Annotated in this window: 19 protein-coding genes and 1 other RNA gene; 6 read left to right on the top strand and 14 right to left on the bottom strand. The window is 37.9% G+C overall.

All coding sequences use genetic code 11. The annotated features are described in order from the left end of the window. Positions 1–451: 451 nt before the first annotated feature. Positions 452–1,654 carry a proline dehydrogenase family protein gene (locus LGQ90_RS07100; protein WP_229339584.1) on the top strand — a complete coding sequence of 401 codons (1,203 nt, stop codon included), beginning with the start codon at positions 452–454 and terminating at the stop codon, positions 1,652–1,654. A 297-nt stretch (positions 1,655–1,951) separates the two neighbouring features. On the opposite strand, the gene ssrA is transcribed toward LGQ90_RS07100, so the two are convergent. Beyond that, positions 1,952–2,351, bottom strand: a transfer-messenger RNA (tmRNA) gene (ssrA, locus tag LGQ90_RS07095). Between the two features lie 348 nt (positions 2,352–2,699). Between ssrA and LGQ90_RS07090 the strand changes: the two genes are divergently transcribed. Then, positions 2,700–3,908 carry an NAD(P)-dependent oxidoreductase gene (locus LGQ90_RS07090; protein ID WP_229339582.1) on the top strand — a complete coding sequence of 403 codons (1,209 nt, stop codon included), beginning with the start codon at positions 2,700–2,702 and terminating at the stop codon, positions 3,906–3,908. Here LGQ90_RS07090 and LGQ90_RS07085 read toward each other — a convergent pair. The 7 genes from LGQ90_RS07085 to LGQ90_RS07055 all read right to left on the bottom strand — a co-directional run bounded on the left by LGQ90_RS07085 (position 3,881) and on the right by LGQ90_RS07055 (position 8,469). Next, positions 3,881–4,285 carry a ribosomal maturation YjgA family protein gene (locus tag LGQ90_RS07085; RefSeq protein WP_229339581.1) on the bottom strand — a complete coding sequence of 135 codons (405 nt, stop codon included), beginning with the start codon at positions 4,283–4,285 and terminating at the stop codon, positions 3,881–3,883. The genes LGQ90_RS07090 and LGQ90_RS07085 overlap by 28 nt on opposite strands. A 29-nt stretch (positions 4,286–4,314) precedes the next feature. Next, positions 4,315–5,037 carry a DoxX family protein gene (locus LGQ90_RS07080; protein ID WP_229339579.1) on the bottom strand — a complete coding sequence of 241 codons (723 nt, stop codon included), beginning with the start codon at positions 5,035–5,037 and terminating at the stop codon, positions 4,315–4,317. A gap of 21 nt (positions 5,038–5,058) precedes the next feature. Next, entirely contained in the window at positions 5,059–5,829 is a 771-nt protein-coding gene (locus LGQ90_RS07075; RefSeq protein WP_229339577.1) for an oxygenase MpaB family protein, read from the bottom strand. A 47-nt stretch (positions 5,830–5,876) separates the two neighbouring features. Next, the gene (locus LGQ90_RS07070; RefSeq protein WP_229339575.1) at positions 5,877–7,121 is read right to left on the bottom strand and encodes a hypothetical protein; all 1,245 of its coding nucleotides are present in this window, start codon (positions 7,119–7,121) and stop codon (positions 5,877–5,879) included. Positions 7,122–7,139: 18 nt separating this feature from the next. After that, entirely contained in the window at positions 7,140–7,421 is a 282-nt protein-coding gene (locus LGQ90_RS07065) for a hypothetical protein (protein ID WP_229339573.1), read from the bottom strand. Between the two features lie 95 nt (positions 7,422–7,516). Beyond that, a complete protein-coding gene (locus tag LGQ90_RS07060; RefSeq protein WP_229339571.1) occupies positions 7,517–7,828 on the bottom strand; it encodes a winged helix-turn-helix domain-containing protein in 312 nt (103 codons plus the stop codon). Beyond that, the gene (locus tag LGQ90_RS07055; RefSeq protein WP_229339569.1) at positions 7,825–8,469 is read right to left on the bottom strand and encodes a hypothetical protein; all 645 of its coding nucleotides are present in this window, start codon (positions 8,467–8,469) and stop codon (positions 7,825–7,827) included. The genes LGQ90_RS07060 and LGQ90_RS07055 overlap by 4 nt, the downstream gene beginning before the upstream one ends. Before the next feature lie 282 nt (positions 8,470–8,751). Between LGQ90_RS07055 and LGQ90_RS07050 the strand changes: the two genes are divergently transcribed. Next, entirely contained in the window at positions 8,752–9,582 is an 831-nt protein-coding gene (locus LGQ90_RS07050; RefSeq protein ID WP_229339567.1) for an endonuclease/exonuclease/phosphatase family protein, read from the top strand. Between the two features lie 49 nt (positions 9,583–9,631). Here LGQ90_RS07050 and LGQ90_RS07045 read toward each other — a convergent pair whose 3' ends face one another. From LGQ90_RS07045 to kdsA, 5 genes are all read right to left on the bottom strand, one after another. Beyond that, positions 9,632–10,948, bottom strand: coding sequence for a mechanosensitive ion channel (locus tag LGQ90_RS07045; protein WP_229339566.1), 1,317 nt, complete (start codon positions 10,946–10,948; stop codon positions 9,632–9,634). Between the two features lie 194 nt (positions 10,949–11,142). Continuing rightward, positions 11,143–11,997, bottom strand: a complete 855-nt coding sequence (locus LGQ90_RS07040) for a universal stress protein (RefSeq protein WP_229339564.1) — start codon at positions 11,995–11,997, stop codon at positions 11,143–11,145. After that, complete coding sequence (locus LGQ90_RS07035) at positions 11,994–13,625, bottom strand: BCCT family transporter (protein ID WP_229339562.1); 1,632 nt, start codon at positions 13,623–13,625, stop codon at positions 11,994–11,996. The genes LGQ90_RS07040 and LGQ90_RS07035 overlap by 4 nt, the downstream gene beginning before the upstream one ends. Before the next feature lie 20 nt (positions 13,626–13,645). Beyond that, positions 13,646–14,800 carry a hypothetical protein gene (locus LGQ90_RS07030; RefSeq protein ID WP_229339560.1) on the bottom strand — a complete coding sequence of 385 codons (1,155 nt, stop codon included), beginning with the start codon at positions 14,798–14,800 and terminating at the stop codon, positions 13,646–13,648. A gap of 82 nt (positions 14,801–14,882) precedes the next feature. Next, positions 14,883–15,701, bottom strand: a complete 819-nt coding sequence (gene kdsA, locus LGQ90_RS07025; protein ID WP_229339557.1) for a 3-deoxy-8-phosphooctulonate synthase — start codon at positions 15,699–15,701, stop codon at positions 14,883–14,885. A gap of 129 nt (positions 15,702–15,830) precedes the next feature. On the opposite strand from kdsA, the gene LGQ90_RS07020 reads away from it, so the two are divergent. Next, a complete protein-coding gene (locus LGQ90_RS07020; protein ID WP_229339555.1) occupies positions 15,831–16,316 on the top strand; it encodes a DinB family protein in 486 nt (161 codons plus the stop codon). A gap of 52 nt (positions 16,317–16,368) precedes the next feature. Here the strand turns inward: LGQ90_RS07020 and LGQ90_RS07015 are convergent, their stop codons facing one another. Next, positions 16,369–16,917: a hypothetical protein gene (locus LGQ90_RS07015; RefSeq protein WP_229339553.1), complete on the bottom strand. Its 549-nt coding sequence runs from the start codon at positions 16,915–16,917 to the stop codon at positions 16,369–16,371. Between the two features lie 361 nt (positions 16,918–17,278). On the opposite strand from LGQ90_RS07015, the gene typA reads away from it, so the two are divergent. Together typA and LGQ90_RS07005 are read left to right on the top strand one after the other, a co-directional pair. Then, complete coding sequence (typA, locus tag LGQ90_RS07010; RefSeq protein ID WP_229339551.1) at positions 17,279–19,081, top strand: translational GTPase TypA; 1,803 nt, start codon at positions 17,279–17,281, stop codon at positions 19,079–19,081. Between the two features lie 155 nt (positions 19,082–19,236). Then, the gene (locus LGQ90_RS07005) at positions 19,237–20,136 is read left to right on the top strand and encodes an EamA family transporter (RefSeq protein WP_229339549.1); all 900 of its coding nucleotides are present in this window, start codon (positions 19,237–19,239) and stop codon (positions 20,134–20,136) included. Positions 20,137–20,172 lie beyond the last annotated feature (36 nt).

Raw genomic sequence — 20,172 nt, 5'->3', positions numbered from 1 at the left:
AAAATAATTAAACGATTTATTAATTCGCCGGTAATAAGTTATTATGTCATGTATGTATTTGGGAATACCAATCTAAATCCTTTTTACGGGAATAGATATGATATTGGTCAGTTGAATTAAAAATTGCGGGAATTTTATTAAACATCATTTTTACTAAGACAAATTTGAAAGATGTTTGTTTTATACTGGATTCTTCTTTTTTTATTAATTATTACTCAAATGTTGTATCTAATATGAGCATGCAAAAGGTATGATGCGACCTAACATTGAAGGTTTTAAGAGAACCTTGAAATAAAAAACCTTAAAATAATATTAAAAATTAAATGATTTTAATATTTCATTATATCACTAAGCAAAGCATTTTTAACTCAATGGGGCAAACCAGCCTGATTCTGGTTAAGGTTTCTATAAGCTGCTTTTATTCGGGATCAATGTTGAGTATGTTCGCCGAATGATAAAGCAAAAAATTTTCAACGATACAGCAACGGCCTTTCGATTAAAATCTGATCTGGAACTAAAGCGTGCGGTTTTACTTTTTAGTGTGATGGGAAAACCTTTCCTGATCAAACCGGGAATAGCTCTTACAAAATTTGCCCTGAAAGCTAAACTTCCGGTTCAGCCACTGATTAAAAATACCATTTTTGATCAATTTTGTGGAGGGACCAGTATCGACGACTGCAAGCCCATTATTAGGGAAATGGATGATGTAAATCTTTCAAGCATTCTGGATTATTCTGTAGAAGGAAAGGTGAATGAAGATGAATTCGATTCGGCTTTTAAGGTGAAAAAAGAACTTATTGCTTTTGCTCAGGAAGAATCGGAAGTGCCTTTCGCCATCTTTAAACCAACAGCTTTAGGCCGTTTTGAAATATGGAATAAAGTGAGCAGTCATGTAAGTCTTTCTAAGGATGAAAGTGCAGAATGGGAGCGTGTCAAAGATAGGGTTGAGGGGCTTTGTAAAGAGGCAAAAAAATTCGATGTCAGACTGTATGCTGACGCTGAAGAAAGCTGGATGCAGGATGCTGCCGATGATCTCATGGAAGAAATGATGCGGAAATACAATAAAGAAAAAGCACTTATCTTTAATACATTTCAATGTTATCGCTGGGATCGGTTAGATTATCTAAAAGAACTTCATAAAACCGCCAAAAAAGATAATTTTAAGATCGGGGCAAAGGTAGTACGTGGTGCTTACATGGAGAAAGAGAATAAAAGAGCACATAAATTCGGTAAAAAATCGCCTATTTGTATTAATAAAGAAGCCACCGATGTCAACTTTAATAGTGTGATGGCTTATTGTCTGGATCATCTTAATGATATTTCAATATTTATCGGGACCCATAATGAAATGAGCAATTATCTTGCTTTACAAATTATGGAAGATCAGAATATTGCAAAAAACGATCAGAGAGTGTGGTTTAGTCAGTTATACGGAATGAGTGATCAAATTAGCTACAATTTGGCGAGTAAAGGTTATAATACAGCTAAGCTTGTTCCATTTGGACCTGTCACGGACGTGGTTCCATATCTACTAAGAAGAGCGGAAGAAAATTCTTCAGTGAAAGGACAAACCAGCCGTGAACTTACGTTATTAAATGGGGAGATCAATCGCCGTAAAGAAGGGATTCAAAATAAAGAGCAAATAGTAGCGTAATCTTTTCATTACTCATGCTGAATTAGATGGGATCGATATAAAATTGAACCCTTTGCAGTCTTAAAATTCACCTTCAAAGTGCTAAAAAGCACATGCGATATAAAACTTTTATATTATTGTTAATAACTGATATACAAGTATTTTAAGCCGGTTTATGTGTAATTTTTGAATGAAAAATTGGTCGCCGGTTTTGTAATCAAAAATGCGGTTTAATTTGATATTAAACGACATCCTTAAAAATGAAAAACCCCGTAAATCCTAGGATTTCGGGGTTTTTGATTGAGTTTAGTACTCAAAAAGTGGAGTCGGAGGGGTTCGAACCCTCGTCCAAACAAGCAATTCAGATGCTTTCTACACGTTTAGTTTTCACTTGATTGTCGATGCAAAGCCGGCCGAAAACCACCAACTTTACACGTATCCTCAATTAAGTTTCGGAAACCCATCAAGGCCCTGGGCTCCCTATATTTACTTTATCGGTGCCTCTGGTGTGGATGCCGTAAATCAAGGCCTCCACGAGACATCTCGGCTCCCTGCCTTGCAGGGACTAAGTATAACCTACTGTAATTCGGTTACGCAGCCAAGGCGTAGTTATTCTCGCCGTTTAAAAAAGTGTGAAACATGAGATTTAAGAGCTATATCCCGGCGCTCTACGTGCTTACAACTCAATTAGACTCGCTGTCAAAACCAAGTCGACCCCATATGTAAAGAACTTTTTTGATCATTTGGGCGTTCCCACTTCGCTTACGCTCGTCGGTCGGGCTTTCCGCTCATAGTTTTTGTTCGTTACCTCACAAAAAGCTATCCGCTGCAATCCCTAACGCAAAACTTTCAAAATAAACCAACCAGTGTTTCCAGTCGGGCCAGCAAAGATACTCAATTCAATAACAATTAGCTTACCCTGTCTAATATTTTCCTATTTCACCTCTACCTGGGGAGAGGTCGGAACTATTATTTGTAGTTCCGGGTGAGGGGTAAAAAAATTTTTTGGAATTTTTTTATTTATATCTTTGAGACACTTCTAATTTGTACAAAAGCTATACCATATATGATAAAATTCGCCCTGATAAAAGAACGAAAAACTCCGCCAGATAGAAGAGTAGTCTTTTCTCCACAAATGCTAAAAAAAGTGGTATCCCGGTTTCCGGAAGCTTCATTTAAAGTGGAAAGTTCTGATATCAGAATATTTAGCGATCAGGAATATCACGATGCAGGTTTTGAAGTTTCTGAAGATGTTAGCGATTGCGAGGTATTATTAGGGGTGAAAGAAGTTCCTATTCCAAATTTGATACCTGACAAAAAGTACTTTTTCTTCTCCCATACCATCAAAAAACAGCCATATAATCGTGATCTGCTTCGGGAAATCCTGACACGGAATATTGAACTTTATGATCATGAGGTGGTAACAAATAGAAATAACGCCCGGCTGATAGGTTTTGGAAGATATGCCGGACTGGTTGGAGCTTACAATGGCATTCGTTCCATAGGGATAAAAGAAAAACGATTTGAACTTCCCAAAGCAGAAAACCTGCCAGATCTTAAGTCTATGTTCGCCGAACTCGATAAGATTGAACTTCCTAATTATAAATTTGTTCTCACCGGCAGTGGTAAAGTAGCCCGTGGCGCTAAAGAGATCCTGGATCATCTTAAGATGAAACAGGTGAAACCTGAAACTTACCTCGAAAATGAATTTGATGAACCGGTATTTTGTCTCATAGACGTACTGGATTATGCTAAACGTAAAGATGGCGCCGAGGGAAGCCGCAAAGAATTTTATAAAGTTCCTGAAAATTACAAATCAGATTTCATGAAATTTGCCAAAACCAGCGATGTATTTATTGCCGGGCATTTTTACGGTCAGGGAGCGCCGGTCTTTTATTCTTCAGAGGATATAAAAGACAGAGATTTCCGAATAAAATATGTAGCCGATATTTCCTGTGATATAGCCGGTCCTGTGGCGAGCACCATTCGTCCTTCAACCATAGCCGAGCCATTTTATGGCTATGATCCGCAGACAGGAACAGAAATAGATTTCCGGGAATCCAGGGCTATAACTATTATGGCAGTAGATAACCTGCCCTGTGAACTGCCTAAAGATGCCAGCGAAGGTTTTGGAGAAATGTTCCTGGAAAATGTAATTCCTGCCTTTTTTAATGATGATAAGGATGGAATTTTAGGCAGAGCCAGAATGACTAAAGATGGAAAGCTTACGCCTTTATATTCCTATCTTCAGGATTTTGTAGAAATTTCTGTATAAAAATTTCGGTGGTATTCTAAGAGAAAACAAGTAGCCAATCCAAGGCTGTAAGCCAGCAGGTCCCAAACTGAAAAACTGCTGCCCAGCACGATCATGACCATTTTCGGCGGCTGGTATTGTAACACTTTTACGATATTGATCAGCTGAAAGAATTCCACGGCAAAGGAGAATAACAATACCACAAAAAGTCCTTTTAAGACTGAAATCTTGGAAATTGCCATCAGGAAACAGTAGAGTAGGATCACCACCAGGAAATCTCCCAGGTATGGTCTTATAAAATCGTCTTTTACATACATGGCGATAAAAGTCTCCAGGATAAATAATCCCAGAAATCCTAAAAGATAGTTTTGCTTACGGTTTCGTATAAGAATGGTCACTTGCTAAATCTAATTACTCTAAACTACGTTTATTTATTAAAATCTTTACCAAATTTTTCGAGGCAGTCATTCAGTGAATTCCCCTGTTCGTGGATACATTCGCAAAATGAGATACAGGCTGTTTCGTTAGAACTTTCCGGGCATTGATACTCACAATCATCAATTGTATTTCTGGGCATGATCACCTTAAAGTTCATAAGCACGATAAATCCTACCGCGGTCGCGGTGATAACAAAAACTCCACTTAAGAATTTAAAGGCGAACTTTTTACTTCTATTTTTTTTAGCCGGAAGCATTTTTTTAAAAGCCGATCTTTTAAATGGCAGAACATATTTCAGCCGATGATAATCCCAGCCTAATAAATACAGGTTTGCCATTACCATTAATGGCGAGGTAAGTAGCGAGCCGTCAAATCTTACGGCATAAGAAAGAATGCAGATATTCAGAATTAGAGGAAAATAAAGCATAGCTCCTATAAGGGCCGTCCTGGGAATCAATAAAAGGATACCTGCCAGCATTTGCACCACACCTATAAAAGTATAGTAGTATCCGGTATGAAAAAGGGCTTCCAAATATTGCCCCATCGGGTGGTTATTGGATAGAGAGGTAAAACGTTCTCCGTTAACTTTTACAAATCCGGCAAAAATAAAAGCATAGGCCAGCAATATGCGGACAAAAATCGTAAAATATCCAAGCCATTGATTACAACGAACACGTTGATGAAACGAATCCAGTCTGGTTGCTAAGTTCATTGATTAGAAGTTGAATTCATATTAGGATGATTGGTGATCTAAAGATCTTATCTTGGTCTTATATTCAGGTGGCAGGATCATAGCTTTCATGAGGTCGTCCAGTCGTATCCTTCTGCTTATTTTAAAAACTTTAATAAACGGACTAATTAAAGATAACCTTCTCAAATTTAAATAGTTGTGAACTTTTTTTGGGACTATCATCGTCTGGCTTTCCAGTAATAGCATATAGCGAAGCCATCCCAGGTTTTTGCGGTATTGTTTATAAAGGTCCCGGGTATAATCTCCATAAAACAAGTGCTGTTCCAGATGCGAATCACGCATTTTTAAATAGTTTTCATAATTCTGGGGTAAGTTTTTTAGGTGCATATGTTCTCCTAGCCTGGAAAAGACTTCAAAGACTTCTTCTTTTTCAGCAATTTTCAGTGGTCTTTCTAGTATTTCAAACGAGCGAATTGAATAATCAATCAGCATAAATAATACGTCGCGATAAGCCCAGGCGGGAATATTTTTTCCCCGAATATTCTCTACGGAAGAATGTATCCTGTTCATTCTTTCGATGGCGTTTATGGCTGAATTTCTATCTGCAAAAACTATTTCCCTGGCGTAATTGACTGTAGAAAAAAGTCTTCCTAATGGATCTTTTGGAAGCTTTCCGGTAAAATATAGCCAGTCTACTGCTTTATTCAAGGCGAATTCTGCGGAAGCCCCGGCAAAAATGAGCAGAATAGTATCACTTTTACCCCAGATCTCCCGGACTATCGAATTTTTCGCTACAAAATTTTCCTTTTCCATTTTTTCAGTTTTAAAGTGATCCCAGCATTTTCATATTACCAAATATTTTATTTAAAACCGAAGATCAGTGGAAACATAAAAATGACCACGATCACCCAGATAAAATATACCGGCAAATAAGTAACGATCGATCTTCCGACTTCTGAAATATTCAGCTTTTTAAGGCTGCATCTAAATAGTTGAAATGTGACCAGCAATAAGTGTAGCAAAATTAAAATATTACCACCCAGTACAGCGAGGCGATTGGGAGTAAAGCCCCATTCAGAGATCCTGAAAATGATCGCAGAAAGTGCGATGAGGTTTACAATTATGGTAACTAAAGCAAGCGGTAATAAAATGTATTTATTAGATCCCAGTCGATCTTCTTTCCATCCTTCAGTAACCGAAAAAAAGATTAGCGCCATCACTCCTAATAGCACGATGTTGAAAAGTATAAGAAAATCCCTGTCTGTATAAGGATCTTTCCCCGAAGCAATAATTGCACCCAGGTAGATAACTAAAGTGACCAGTACTATGGGACTGAAGATTTTAGCGATTACCGGAGATACCTTATTTACCATTCCAGGATTGGTTTGCACCAGGAAACAAGCGAGTAGGGGGACTGAAGGCAGCACAAATATAATGATATACCGGGAATAAAACTCCACGATGCTGAGGCCTATAAGTTCAAAAAGGCCAACGGTAATTCCTGTTAGAATAATACCTGCAATTACCAGCATGGCACTCATGACCAGAAGCTCTCCATTGAAGCTTAAAAACTCAAGACGTTTCTTATAATTTTTAATTCCGGAAGAAGTAAAAGCAATTCCTAATACCACCCATAGAAGTAAGGGTAAGTGAATGCAGGCCAGGATCAAAGTGTCACTATCAGGTTCATTTGGTAAAAGATTGATGTATAAGAGACTTACCAAGCTAATCCCGGCGATAATTAAAATTTTGTTTTTAGATAATTTATTTCGCCAGGCAAAGAAAAAAGTCAAAAATGGAAATACGAGGAATCCAATATTTCTTGGATAAAAAAAGTCTTCTTCAATAGTAAGAATATCCGGCAGTTTTGCCAGAAAACCAGCGATAATTGCGGCAATAAATAAAAATTTTAATTCCTTAGTTGAGCCCCATGAAATATCTGTAGCTTCATAATTCAATCTTTCATACCAGAATTTTACGATAGGCTTTTCCTGATAATCAGTATATACAGAGTTGAAGTTTTCTTTAAACTCCGCCTTATTTTTTCTGTATAGTTGCTCCAGTTCAGATGGATTATCTAAGCCGGATATTATAGCATCTCTCATAATAAATAATTTTAAATTTTAATTACCCGCGAATGGAGTTCCAAAAATACCCACGCCCAGTTCTGCCCAAATCACGAAGAGTGCCACCAGGATTCCGCAAAATAATATCCTTTTTTTGGTAGAAATAAATTTTCTCCAAACAAGGTTTATCGCCAGTCCTGTTAGCATAAGTAATATTCCTGCAACAAGGAAATCGAATGTAGACCATACTACTTCTTCACTTACCTGCATGGCGGTAAAGGGGATTAATAAGAGTGATCCTACAATTAATAAGATGATTAAAATTCTGTTTGTTTTCATAATGATTGATTTAAATGATTATTTATTTTTAAGTACTTTGAAATTCAAAGTAAACAGGTAAAAAAATATAGTTTACTTCTTCTCTTTTTTTTGGTTTAATTTTTCAGTTCATTCTTAGAGTTCAATAATTTCTCCAGTGCATCCAGATGATCCTGGAATGCCTTTCGGCCCTTATCTGAAGCGATATACCTGGTATTTGGTTTTCTGTCAATAAAAGATTTTTCAACCTTAATATATTTCTGCTTTTCCAGAGCTTTGGTATGGCTGGCAAGATTTCCATCTGTCGCTCCCAGGAGCTCTTTCAGGGTTTTAAAATCGGCATATTCATTCACCATCAATACACTCATGATTCCGAGGCGTATCCTATGATCAAAGGCTTTATTAATATTACTTATGATATTCTTCATTCAGCACTTTTTCTATCATATTTATTATGCATCCAGATGCCGTAAATAATATGAAAGATCCCAAAACCGATCGCCCAGAAATATATTCCGTATCCAATAAACTGGGTGGCGATAAGACCGAGAAGCAGGTTTGCGTAACCGAGGCTTCTAAGATCGGCAAAGGTATATTTACTTCCGTGAATTAAAGCCAATCCGTAAAAAATAAGCATGCCTGGGGCAATTAATCCTACCAGTTTATATTGCAGGAGTACCAGACAAAATATTCCGCCGGCGGCCAGGGGCGCAAAAAAGTTTATCAATAATCTTTTACTGGTGCTGTCCCAGATCTTTTGATTGTTTTTCCTCGCTTTTCTCGTGGTAAGAAATATGGCGGTTCCAATCGCCAGGAGGAGAACAGCAACTGCAATTAGAAATAATTGCAGACTTAAATCTGAATTTATATTCCCTACTGAAACCGAAGCATAAGATTCATTATAAACTGAAGCATTTTCAGCCAGCAGCATCTTTGCGATCACCGCGCCAATGATCGCATATATTCCGGCAAATACCCCGGAAAGTCCGCTTAGGGATATAAAGCGCGAGGAACGGTTCATCATTTCTTTGATCTCGCTAAGATCCTGAAGATACTTTTCGTTTTTCATTTTAAAGTACTTTGAAAAACAAAGTAAGTTAAAAAAGTTCAATTCCTGATGAAAAATTTTAAAAATCTTGGATTGACTTTATTTCTTTTAAATATTCCGAACTTTATAAAAAATTAGTTTGTTCGTATACTAACTGAAAAATAACGTCATTCTGAAGTTGTTTCAGAATCTCATTTCATGTATATCATTACAATATGAGGGGTCTGAAATAATCCCGATAAATATTAGAACATGCTGACGACTTTTACAACTGAAAACGGATATCTATTACAATTTGCACCTATGAAAAATCTACTTCTTTTATTCAGCATTTTCTTTGGCCTTACAGCGATGAACAGTCAGGAAACTAAAATCATGACCTATAATATCAAATATGCCAATGAGAACGATGGGGAAAATAGCTGGTCTAAGCGAAAAGACTGGATAACCAACCAGATTAGGTTTTACGAACCGGATATCCTGGGAGTACAGGAAGCGGTGAAATCTCAGCTGGATCATTTTACCGAAAATATTGATGCTTATGAGGTACTGGGTCTAGGCAGGGAAGGAGAGGACAAGGGAGAATTCAGTGCGATTCTATATAAAAATGAAAAGTTCGAGGTGCTTGAATCTGATACGTTCTGGCTTTCGGAAACGCCTGAAGAGATAAGTAAGGGCTGGGATGCAGATTTTAATCGAATATGCACTTATGTTTTATTTCAGAATAAAGAAACAGAAGAAAAGTTCTACGTTTTTAATACACATTTTGACCATGTAGGCGATAAAGCGAGGCTTGAAAGCTCAAAATTGATCACTAAAAAAATAAAGGAACTGAACACGGAGGAACTTCCGGTTTTCCTAATGGGAGATTTTAACCTGGAACCCAAAACCGAGGGTATAGCTATCATCAAGGATTTTCTAAATGATTCCAGGGAAGAAGCTGAATTTACTTTTGGTCCAGTGGGTACTTTTAATGGTTATAATTTTTCAGAGTCAGTAACCCGCCGGATCGATTATATTTTTGTGAATGATGAGGTCGAAGTGAAGAAATATGGCGTTTTGAGTGATTCTAAAGATCTAAGATATCCATCAGATCATTTTCCGGTGCTGATCATTGCTGAACTAGAAAATTAAGAAAGCGATAATAAAGAAAAAACCCCGCTCACGGCGGGGTTTATTTTAATTATAGATCCAGTCTTGGATCATTTGGTTCTGGATTATCCGGATTGTTTGGATTCGCCGGGTCATTTACATCTCTTCGGGGATGTGACGGATTGTCTGGATGCTTAGAAGGTGTAGGCTTCGTGTTTGGATCAGAACTTTTTACAGATTTATCATCCTTAAATTTTTGAATGATCTCTTTAAAATGTTCTCCGGCAGCATCACGACCACCAAGACCATAACTAAGCGCTACTGCCACGGCAATCGCTCCCAGGATGAGTCCGAAGGCTAATTCCACAATTTCGTTGGCAATACCCATCGTTCTAAGGGCAATAGCAAGAAAAAGTGCTAAGGAAGCCCATCTTACCACACTGGCAATAAAATTATTGCTCCTGGTCTTGCTCATGGTGTTATAGATAACCAGTGAAATATAGTTACCTACAGCCAGTATGATCAGTCCAAAAATAATTTGTCCGGTAACTTCAAGGATCTGATCCAGCGTTTCAGTCAACTGATCCAGTCCTAAAATATTTACTGCCGTGATGATTCCGAAGAATACCAGGAAGAAATAAACAAGGTTGGCTACAATTTTAGATAGGGATTGATTAGCTCCAATCATGTTGTGTATCTGGATCTTTTCCGCAGCCTGGTCCAATCCAAGACTTCTGAAGAGATCTTCAAGGAAATTGGCTAAATAGCGCCCTCCCCAAATGAAGATGATAAGGATAACGGCAGCGATTATAATTTCTCCAATGAGATTGGTGAAATCTGTAAGAATATCATTTGCCGGTCCTGAGATTGCTTCCAGTTCCAGTGCATTAAAGGCTTGAATTAGAAAAGGAATAAATATGATGATAAAAACAACTTTTCTAATAATATCAATCAATTGAGCGGTGTCTTTAAAACCAGTTTTATCTACCATTCTATCCAGGAAACCCCCGGTGATATTGATAAGATTAGAAACAAATTTTGCCAGTAAATAACCTATGAATGCTATAAGGACGGCCCCTATTAGGTTTGGGATAAATCCCAGGAACTCTCCCACCATGTTTTCCAATGGGGTAAGAACCTGATTAACGCCAAGTATTTCCAGTACGATCATTATTACAATGATCATAATTACATAATAAAAAATATTAGCGATAAAAACGTTGGAATCTCCAACACTCGTGCGGGACAATACTTTTTCATCCCAATGCGTTTTTTTAAGTAATCTTACGATAAGTGCTTTTATACCTTTCGCAATTAACCAGCCTACCAATAGAACCAATAAGGCTCCAAGGAGATCAGGTAAAAATTCACCAATACGCACGGCGATATTTTCCAGTTCATTTCTCATAATTAGTATAATTAAGTTAGTTAAACCTTAATATACTTTTTATGTTTCTTATTAATTAACTGATTAACAATAGTTTAATTATTTCGTGAAGGAAATGTAATTTTCTAGCGTTACTGAATAAAAAAAGCCCCCTGTATGAGAGAACTTTTTTATGAGAGAATGATTATAAGTTATAAATGAAATTTTGGCTTAAATTACTTAGCGACCCAAAGCGGGATTTTCAAATCCAGATCAAAAAGTTCATCTGTGACACTTCCCACCAGAAGCGATGAAAAAACATTTCCACCCTTATCTGCGACGATCAAAAGATCTGCCCCGGCCTTTTCAGCTTCACGGGAAAGTTTTTCGGCCACACTGGCGTCACGGCCGCGCAGTATTTTCTTCTCGATTTCAGAAATTTCATTTCGCTTAAGGAATTTATCAAATTTCTCTATAGTATGTTTCTCGATCTTGGGCACCATTTCTTCTTTATCCAGATAAGGGGTAAATTGTACCGGGACATTATAAATATTGGTTGCAGTTATTGTTGCCTGGGTCATTTTCTTAAGGTTTGCCGCCAGTCTGAAGGCTTTGACAGATTCTTTAGAAAAATCGGTTCCCGTCCAGATATTCTTTAATCTCGATTGAGCGGTTTCCGGAACGGAAAGTATATCACATTTCAATAGTCTCATTAATTTATCTGAAACGACCCCAGTACCTTTTTTCCTGGATTTATTTCCTAAAATCACCAGATCTATCGCATATTTATGAGCGATATAATTCACCAGTGATTCTGTATAGGGATCTTCAGAAATAAGAACTTTGGAAGGAACATCAGCGGTGAAATTCTCAGAAACTTTTTCTTCCAGTTCTTCGCTAATGGCCTCTTCCAGATTTAAATCTTTCAGTTGTTCCTGAAAAAGATCTGAAATCTCATATTTTTTAATATTGTGAACAAAATATACCTTTTTCGATTTTAGTTGTTCAGAAAGAAACGAGGCATATTTAATAATTTCGGCATCGGTTGAAGTAAGGTCCAATGCGACCAGAATGTTATCTACGCTTTTCATGAGTCTTCTTTTTTATTTGAAGTTTTTATATTCCTTTTATTTACTATTTCTGAAACGATCTCTTCATAATTTTCCATTTGTTGTTCAGATTTTTTCTCTTCGAGTTTTTTCAAATCTTCCCGGAGACCCTTGTGTAAAGAATAGCACATCACTATTAAAATTAAGGCGAAGGGGAGGCCGGTAACAATCGTAGCAGTTTGTAGCGCCTGTAAACCTCCTCCAATAAGCAATACTGCGGCTACCGTACCTTCAGTGACTGCCCAGAAAATTCGCTGTCCAACGGGAGCATCTATCTTACCTCCCGAGGTAAGACTGTCAATAACCAGGGATCCTGAATCTGATGAGGTAATGAAAAATCCTGCAATAAGCAATACAGCTACCACATTAATAACCATTGCCAGTGGGTAATCTTGGAAAAACACGAAAAGTGCCGTGGCTATATCATTATCTACAGCTTTAGTTAGAACATCATTTCCACTCATAATATCATCGATGGCCACACTTCCAAAAGCGGACATCCAGAAGAAGGTAACTAGAGATGGGACAAGGAGAACCCCTAATATAAATTCTCTAATAGTTCTTCCTTTAGAAATTCTGGCAATGAACATTCCAACGAAGGGAGACCAGCCAATCCACCAGCCCCAGTAAAATACAGTCCAGTCATTCTGCCAGGAACTATTGCTATAGGTTTCACTCCAGGTGGCGATATCCAGAAAGTTAAAGAGATAACTTCCGGTATTTTCCACGAAAGATCTGAAAATAAAGATGGTTGGACCAAGTATTAAAGCGAGGATCAACAGTACCACGGCAATTCTCATGTTCCATTCGCTAAGTACCTTTACACCTTTATCTACTCCCAGTACCACCGAGGCTGTTGCGATCATGGTTATAATAGCAATTATAATTATTTGTGTGGTTATTCCGTCAGCTAGTCCAAAGACATGATTTAAGCCTGAAGCGATCTGTTGAACTCCAAAACCAAGGGAAGTTGCGAGCCCAAAAAGTGTGGCCAATACTGCAAAAATATCTATAATATCTCCAATTTTACCATAGATACGATCTCCTAGAAAAGGATAAAAAATGGACCTTATTGTCAAAGGTAAACCCCTGGTGTAAGTAAAATAGCTGAGTGATAAACCTACCAGTGCGTATACGCCCCAAGCATGAAAACCCCAGTGAAGAAAAGTGAAGTTCATAGCCTCTTTAGCTGCTGCTACTGTACCGGCTTCAGCCGTGGGTGGCGAATTGAAATGCATTACGGGTTCTCCAACGCTGAAGAATAGTAATCCAATTCCCATCCCTGCACTAAAGAGCATGGCGAACCATGAAAGTTTTTTGAATTCAGGTTTTGCATTTTGCCCGCCTATTCGCATTTTCCCAAATTTACCTACTGCCAGATAGATCAGGAATACTAGAAACAGGTTAATTGCCAGGATAAAAAACCAGTCTGCATTTTCAGCCACAGAGGTTTGAAGATCGGCAAAGAAGGTTTCTGCCTCCTTTTTGAAGATCAGAGTGAGAGCGATACTTACGATAATAAAAATAGACGAGGTAAAAAATACCGGTCCGTTTACTTCAAGACCAAATATTGATTTCTTTTCGTCGCTTCTGGTAACTTTTTCTGCCATAAAAATTTATTAGTTTATTCTTAAAAGTAATAGCCTATGTTGATATTGAATCTTGCTTCCCACTTGGCATCTGGATTTCCATTGGAAAAATCATCTACAAAATTTCCACCCAGCCAGGAGTGATTATATCCGGCGGCATAATCTACATAGGTATAAACATGCCCTGCACTTATGAGAACTCCGGTTACATTCATGAAGGAATCTTCGAAACTCTCCACTTTTTTATCCATATACCCAAAGTCATTATAAAATTCAAGATTACTGATGGGGCCTAGTTTAACAGGGATACTTTTGGAAAAAGCGAGGCTGTAAATATTAAAATCTGAAGCTACTTCATAAGGAACTCCGTAAGCTCCCATTTGCAAAATCTCATCAGATTCTCCAGGTAAATTCTTCGGATCATTATTGATATTCATAGCCTGTAACTTAAAATTCCAATTGCTAAAATCCAGTTCGTAGTGTAAGGCAAGACCATTGTGCGAGCCTGTTTCTTTAGTGTCCAGATTATATAGACCCCCATACTGTGCAGAAATTCCCAGACGATTTTTTATGGAGTCGCCAAACTTATAAACCACTTTTCCGTTTACCTGGTTCACTTCTTTATTTCTCCCCACCACGTCATAAGAATATCGGTTAGGAGAAGTTTCAGTATCTCCGCCAAAGCGTAATTCTTCCGCGTTTTTATAGAAAGCGAGATCATATTCAAAGGTCTCACCTACATGCAGATATTTGATCCCCATGTCATGATCATCCTCCAATCCAAAATAATAAGTGAGATTGAAGAACCAGTTGTGGGAATTATACTGCTGTAAACCAAAAGGAACCTGATTTAATCCTATTTGTATCTCGTCGCGATCATTGAACCTGTAACCAACCCAGCCCTGTTTTAAAAATCCACCTCCAAAGGCTTCAGAATAAAGACGGTATTCAGCATTTAGATAAATATCTTTCCAGGCAGCATCGAAATTGATCCTGAACATATCATATCCAAAATCTCCACCTCTTTCTTTTTGTCCGTCCTTCCAGGAAGATAGATTATAATTGAATCTTAGGGCACCACCCACATTTATTTGGGGTTTTTCCTGAGCATAGGCATAATTCCCCGGGATGAGAAAAGATAATAATAAGAATATAACCAGCAGAATGCCGGATATTGAAGAGGAATGACTTCGCATTGTAGGGAAATATAAGTTAAATTATAATTTAGCCCGAAAATTCCTCTTTAGACGCAAGCGTAATTAAACTTTGGGAAAATTTTTAGATTTGGTTAATGGTTTTTCTTATCGCCACCAGATTGCTCAGTAATTTTTCCAAATGTGCCAGGTCCAACATATTCGCTCCATCACTTTTTGCATTCGCCGGATCAAAGTGAGTTTCAATAAACAAACCATCAACATTATTTACAACCCCGGCCCGCGCAATGGTTTCTATCATGTCGGGTCTTCCGCCGGTAACGCCGGTACTTTGATTGGGTTGCTGAAGCGAATGGGTCACATCCAGTACAGTAGGGGCAAATTCACGCATGGTTGGAATTCCACGGAAATCCACGATCAGGTCCTGGTAGCCAAACATAGTTCCACGATCGGTTACCATCACCTGTTCATTATTACAGTCGGTCACTTTGGTAACGGCATGTTTCATAGCTTCGGGACTCATGAACTGGCCTTTTTTCAGATTTATAACTTTTCCGGTTTCGGCAGCTGCCACTACAAGGTCTGTCTGTCTAACCAAAAAAGCGGGAATCTGAAGCACATCTACATATTCTGCAGCTAGTTTCGCATCGTTGATTTCATGTATATCAGTTACCGTGGGAATATCAAAAGTTTCCGAAACCTTTCTAAGGATCTTTAATGCTTTCTCATCTCCAATTCCGGTAAAACTATCAATCCTGCTTCGGTTTGCTTTTTTAAAAGAGCCTTTAAAAATATATGGGATTTCCAGTTTATCGGTTATTGAAACTACTTTTTCAGCAATTCTTAAAGCCATTTCTTCTCCTTCAATAGCACAGGGCCCCGAAAGCAGGAAGAAATTATTGGAATCACTATGTTTTATATTCGGAATTTTACTTAGATCCATTTTTTTGAATTTGAGGCAAAGATAATTGATTTAATAGCGCATTGCAATTAGTTCAGTTTTTCTAAAGCGATAAATTTTAAGGCTAATTTTTCATAAATTAGAAGCTTGTTTGATACTAATCTCGATACTATGAAAATTCATGAATTTTTTATTTCCCAATTACAGCAGGAAGTGGCTTTAACCGAAAAATTTTTAAAGCGAATACCGGAAGATAAAATGGGATGGAAGCCTCATGAAAAATCAATGACCATTAAGCAATTGGCCAATCACCTGGCAGAAATACCATCATGGATCACCGGAACCATGGATGCTAGAGAATGGGATATCGCAGGATATAAACCGCCTGAGGAAGAAACAGTGAAAGGACTTATCGAAACACTAAAAGAAAATACCGCTGCAGCTGAAAAAGCTTTGAAACAAGCTGATGAAGAATATGAGCATACCTGGAAAATGACCAAAGAAGGAGAGACCCTTTTTGAAATGCCCAGGTTCAATGTGCTTCAAACCATGGTGATGAGCCAGTTTCCTCATCACCGGGCTCAATTAGGAGTTTATTTCAGGTTGTTGGAAATATCAGTTCCCACAACTTACGGACCTTCAGCAGACGAATCATAAAATAAAAAAACCGCCGAATTGGCGGTTTTCTCTTTATTATAATGGTGTTTCTCTACATTTCATCAAGCTCACCACAAGCAACAGGAATAGTAGCTACATACTCATCATTATTATTCAGACCATGTAGTACGATCACTCTGTCTTCAAGATCGTCCAGTTCTTCAGCAGTTGGAGTACCATTCTCACCTAGCATGAAAGTTTTTTCGTAGCTGATATTTCCATTCTCATCTGCCATTGGAAAGTCATCAAGTGGAAGCAGAACCTCACCATAGAAAGGAGCTCCTTCTGGAATAGTAATGATTCCGTCTTCATCAGTATCAGCAGATGCTGGAGGACAGGTTGCTTCCTCATCATCCATTAATCCGTGAATGTGTTGTGGATGTGCCTGATTTGGCACCATTCCCTGGGCCATTACATTTACTGTAAGCATATCGCCCTGTACAGAAACTGTCGCAGTACCGCTTGCTCCAGAATCGTTGATAGAACCTAATTGAGCCGTGTACGACGTCGTAGTTTCCATAGTTTCGTTGTCATCGTCATCATCACAACTCACAACGCCTAAAGCTAAAATTGATAGAAATAATCCTTTGATAATTTTCATAATAATTCTTTTTGTTTGGATCAAAACTAGAATTAAGTGAAAGAGCTTTCAAATAATTTAAAGGCCTTTAACAGCAAAACTTTTTAGGTTTAACAGTATAATAAATTGCTGAAAAATTAATCTGTTTGTTTGTCAGGGAAATAGAGGAGAGAAGGAGAATTTGAGGACATAATGGAATTAACTTTTTTAGGAGATTTTTTGGACTTTGATCAATTCCGGAAGATTCTACGGGAAAAACAGAATAGGCATAAATCTAAAAACACATTTAAAGTTGCTGATTTTCAATAAATTAAAATCTTTTAAAACTAGGCTGGTTTAGCGAAAAATAGCTGTACATTTGCAGCCTTAAAAATAAGGCTTCATGACAGCTATTAGAAATATCGCGATTATCGCACACGTTGACCACGGTAAGACAACCCTGGTAGATAAAATAATGCATCACTGTGAATTGTTCCGTGATAACCAGTCTACGGGTGAACTTATCCTGGACAATAATGATCTTGAAAGAGAGCGTGGAATTACCATTACTTCCAAAAACGTTTCTGTAACCTACAAGGATACTAAGATCAATATTATTGATACTCCTGGTCACGCCGATTTTGGTGGAGAAGTAGAACGAGTATTGAACATGGCCGATGGTGTACTACTATTGGTAGATGCTTTTGAAGGGCCAATGCCGCAAACTCGTTTCGTTCTTCAAAAAGCGATCGATCTTGGTTTAAAGCCATGTGTGGTGATCAATAAGGTTGATAAAGAAAACTGTACTCCAGACGAAGTTCATGAAAAGGTATTTGACCTTATGTTTGAACTTGGTGCTGAAGAATGGCAGCTGGATTTCCCAGCTGTATACGGTTCTGCAAAGAACAACTGGATGAGTGAAGACTGGAAAAATGAAACTGATAATATTGAGCCATTGCTTGATATGGTGATGGAACATATTCCTGCTCCTAAAGTAGATCTGGAAGGAACTCCTCAAATGTTGATCACTTCTCTTGACTTCTCTTCATTTACAGGTCGTATTGCGATTGGTAGATTACAAAGAGGAACTCTAAAAGAGAATCAGCAGGTTTCTTTAGTGAAGCGTGATGGTAGCATCAAAAAAACAAGAATTAAAGAACTACATACTTTCGAAGGTTTAGGCCGTAGAAAGATCGAAGAGGTACAGGCGGGTGATATTTGTGCGATCGTAGGTCTAGAAGGATTTGAAATTGGCGATACTGTTGCCGATCTTGAAAATCCTGAAGGATTAAAAACTATTGCTATTGATGAGCCTACCATGAGTATGCTTTTTACCATTAACGATTCTCCTTTCTTCGGAAAGGATGGAAAGTTTGTGACTTCAAGGCATATTAAAGAGAGGCTCTACAAAGAACTTGAAAAGAACCTTGCACTTCGTGTAAATGAAACTGACAGTGCCGATAAATTTTTAGTTTATGGCCGCGGAGTACTTCACTTATCTGTTCTTATTGAAACTATGAGACGTGAAGGTTATGAGCTTCAGATTGGACAGCCACAGGTTATTATTAAAGAAATTGACGGAGTGAAATGTGAGCCTGTTGAAGAGCTTACCATTGATCTTCCCGAAGATGTTTCTGGAAAAGCCGTTGAGATGGTAACCATGAGAAAAGGAGAGATGCTTTCTATGGAGGCTAAAGGAGAAAGAATGAATATTCAGTTCCTTATTCCATCCAGAGGTATTATCGGTTTAAGAAACCAGTTGCTTACTGCTACGGCGGGTGAAGCGATCATGGCACACAGATATAAAGAATACCAGCCACTTAAAGGTGGAATTCCGGAAAGACAGAATGGTTCTTTAGTTTCTATGGAAAAAGGAAAAGCGATTCCTTATTCTATTGATAAACTTCAGGATAGAGGTAAGTTTTTCGTAGATCCGGGTGAAGATATTTATGAAGGTCAGGTAATTGGAGAGAATTCACGTCAGGATGATATGGCGGTGAATATCACTAAAACGAAAAAACTTTCTAACGTACGTTCTTCTGGAGCGGACGATAAAGCGAAGATCGTTCCTGCAATCAAGTTCTCTTTAGAAGAAGCTTTGGAATATATTCAGAAAGATGAATATGTTGAGGTAACTCCGCATCACTTGCGCTTAAGAAAGATATATTTAACGGAAAATGACCGTAAGAGAAATAAGATTATGTAATCTTAGATCTTAAGATTTTAAAGCTGCCTTGAATTAAGATTTAAGGCAGCTTTTTTATGCCTGAAAATATGATCATAAGCTATTTCATTTTAGCTAAATAAATCTGGCGACTGGCAGGATAGAAAAGAATCCAGTCGATTTTTACAGTTTATAATATGGATAAATCTATACTCAAAGGTTCTATACTAGTTGCCTTGGGAGCATGCAGTTATGGTATGCTAACTACTTTTGTTAAGATGGCCTATGCTGAAGGTTATACTTCTCATGAAGTTACGTTTTCTCAAATGGCTCTGGGACTATTAGGGATCTTACTAATAAATATCTTCTTCGGAAAAAAAGAGCAGGGGACACCGGCAAATTCGAAAACGAAAAGCAAGTTAAAGCTAATCGCTGCCGGAACTACGCTGGGACTTACCAGTACTTTCTATTATCTCGCGGTAAAATATATTCCGGTATCGATAGGAATTGTAATGTTGATGCAAAGTGTATGGATAGGAGTAGTATTGGAAGCCATAATCGCAGGTAAAAAACCAGGCATAAAAAAAATCCTGGCGGTTATTGCCATACTTCTCGGAACTTTATTGGCTACCAATGTTCTTAACGATGAATTTGTGGTAGACTGGAGAGGAATTGGCTGGGGAATCCTGGCAGCATTGTCTTATACAGGTACCATTTATTACTCTAATACGGTTGCTCTAGAAATGCAATCTATAAAACGTAGTCTCTGGATGATGATCGGCGGATTTTTAGTAGTGAGCATAATTTCTCTGCCATACTTATTTGTTGAGTACAACACTGAAATTCTTTTAAAGTGGGGTTTGATTTTAGCTCTTTTCGGGACGATCCTACCGCCACTTCTTTACACTGCCGGAATGCCTAAAATTGATGTGGGATTAGGTGCGATAATTTCTTCAATTGAATTACCTGCAGCTGTACTTATGGCTTATTTTTTACTAAATGAACGGGTGGATATCTGGCAATGGCTGGGAATCGTACTTATTCTCCTGGCGGTAGTGCAAATGAACCTAAGGAAGAGAAAGCGGAAGATGGTTTAAACTTGCTTTAAACTTTTACTGAAAATTTACTAATGT

This window comes from Christiangramia sediminis (genome assembly GCF_020552705.1).
In the GTDB taxonomy this organism is placed as follows: domain Bacteria; phylum Bacteroidota; class Bacteroidia; order Flavobacteriales; family Flavobacteriaceae; genus Christiangramia; species Christiangramia sediminis.
The sequence above is the reverse complement of the archived record's forward strand: the minus strand, read 5'-3'. Positions and strand labels throughout refer to the sequence as shown.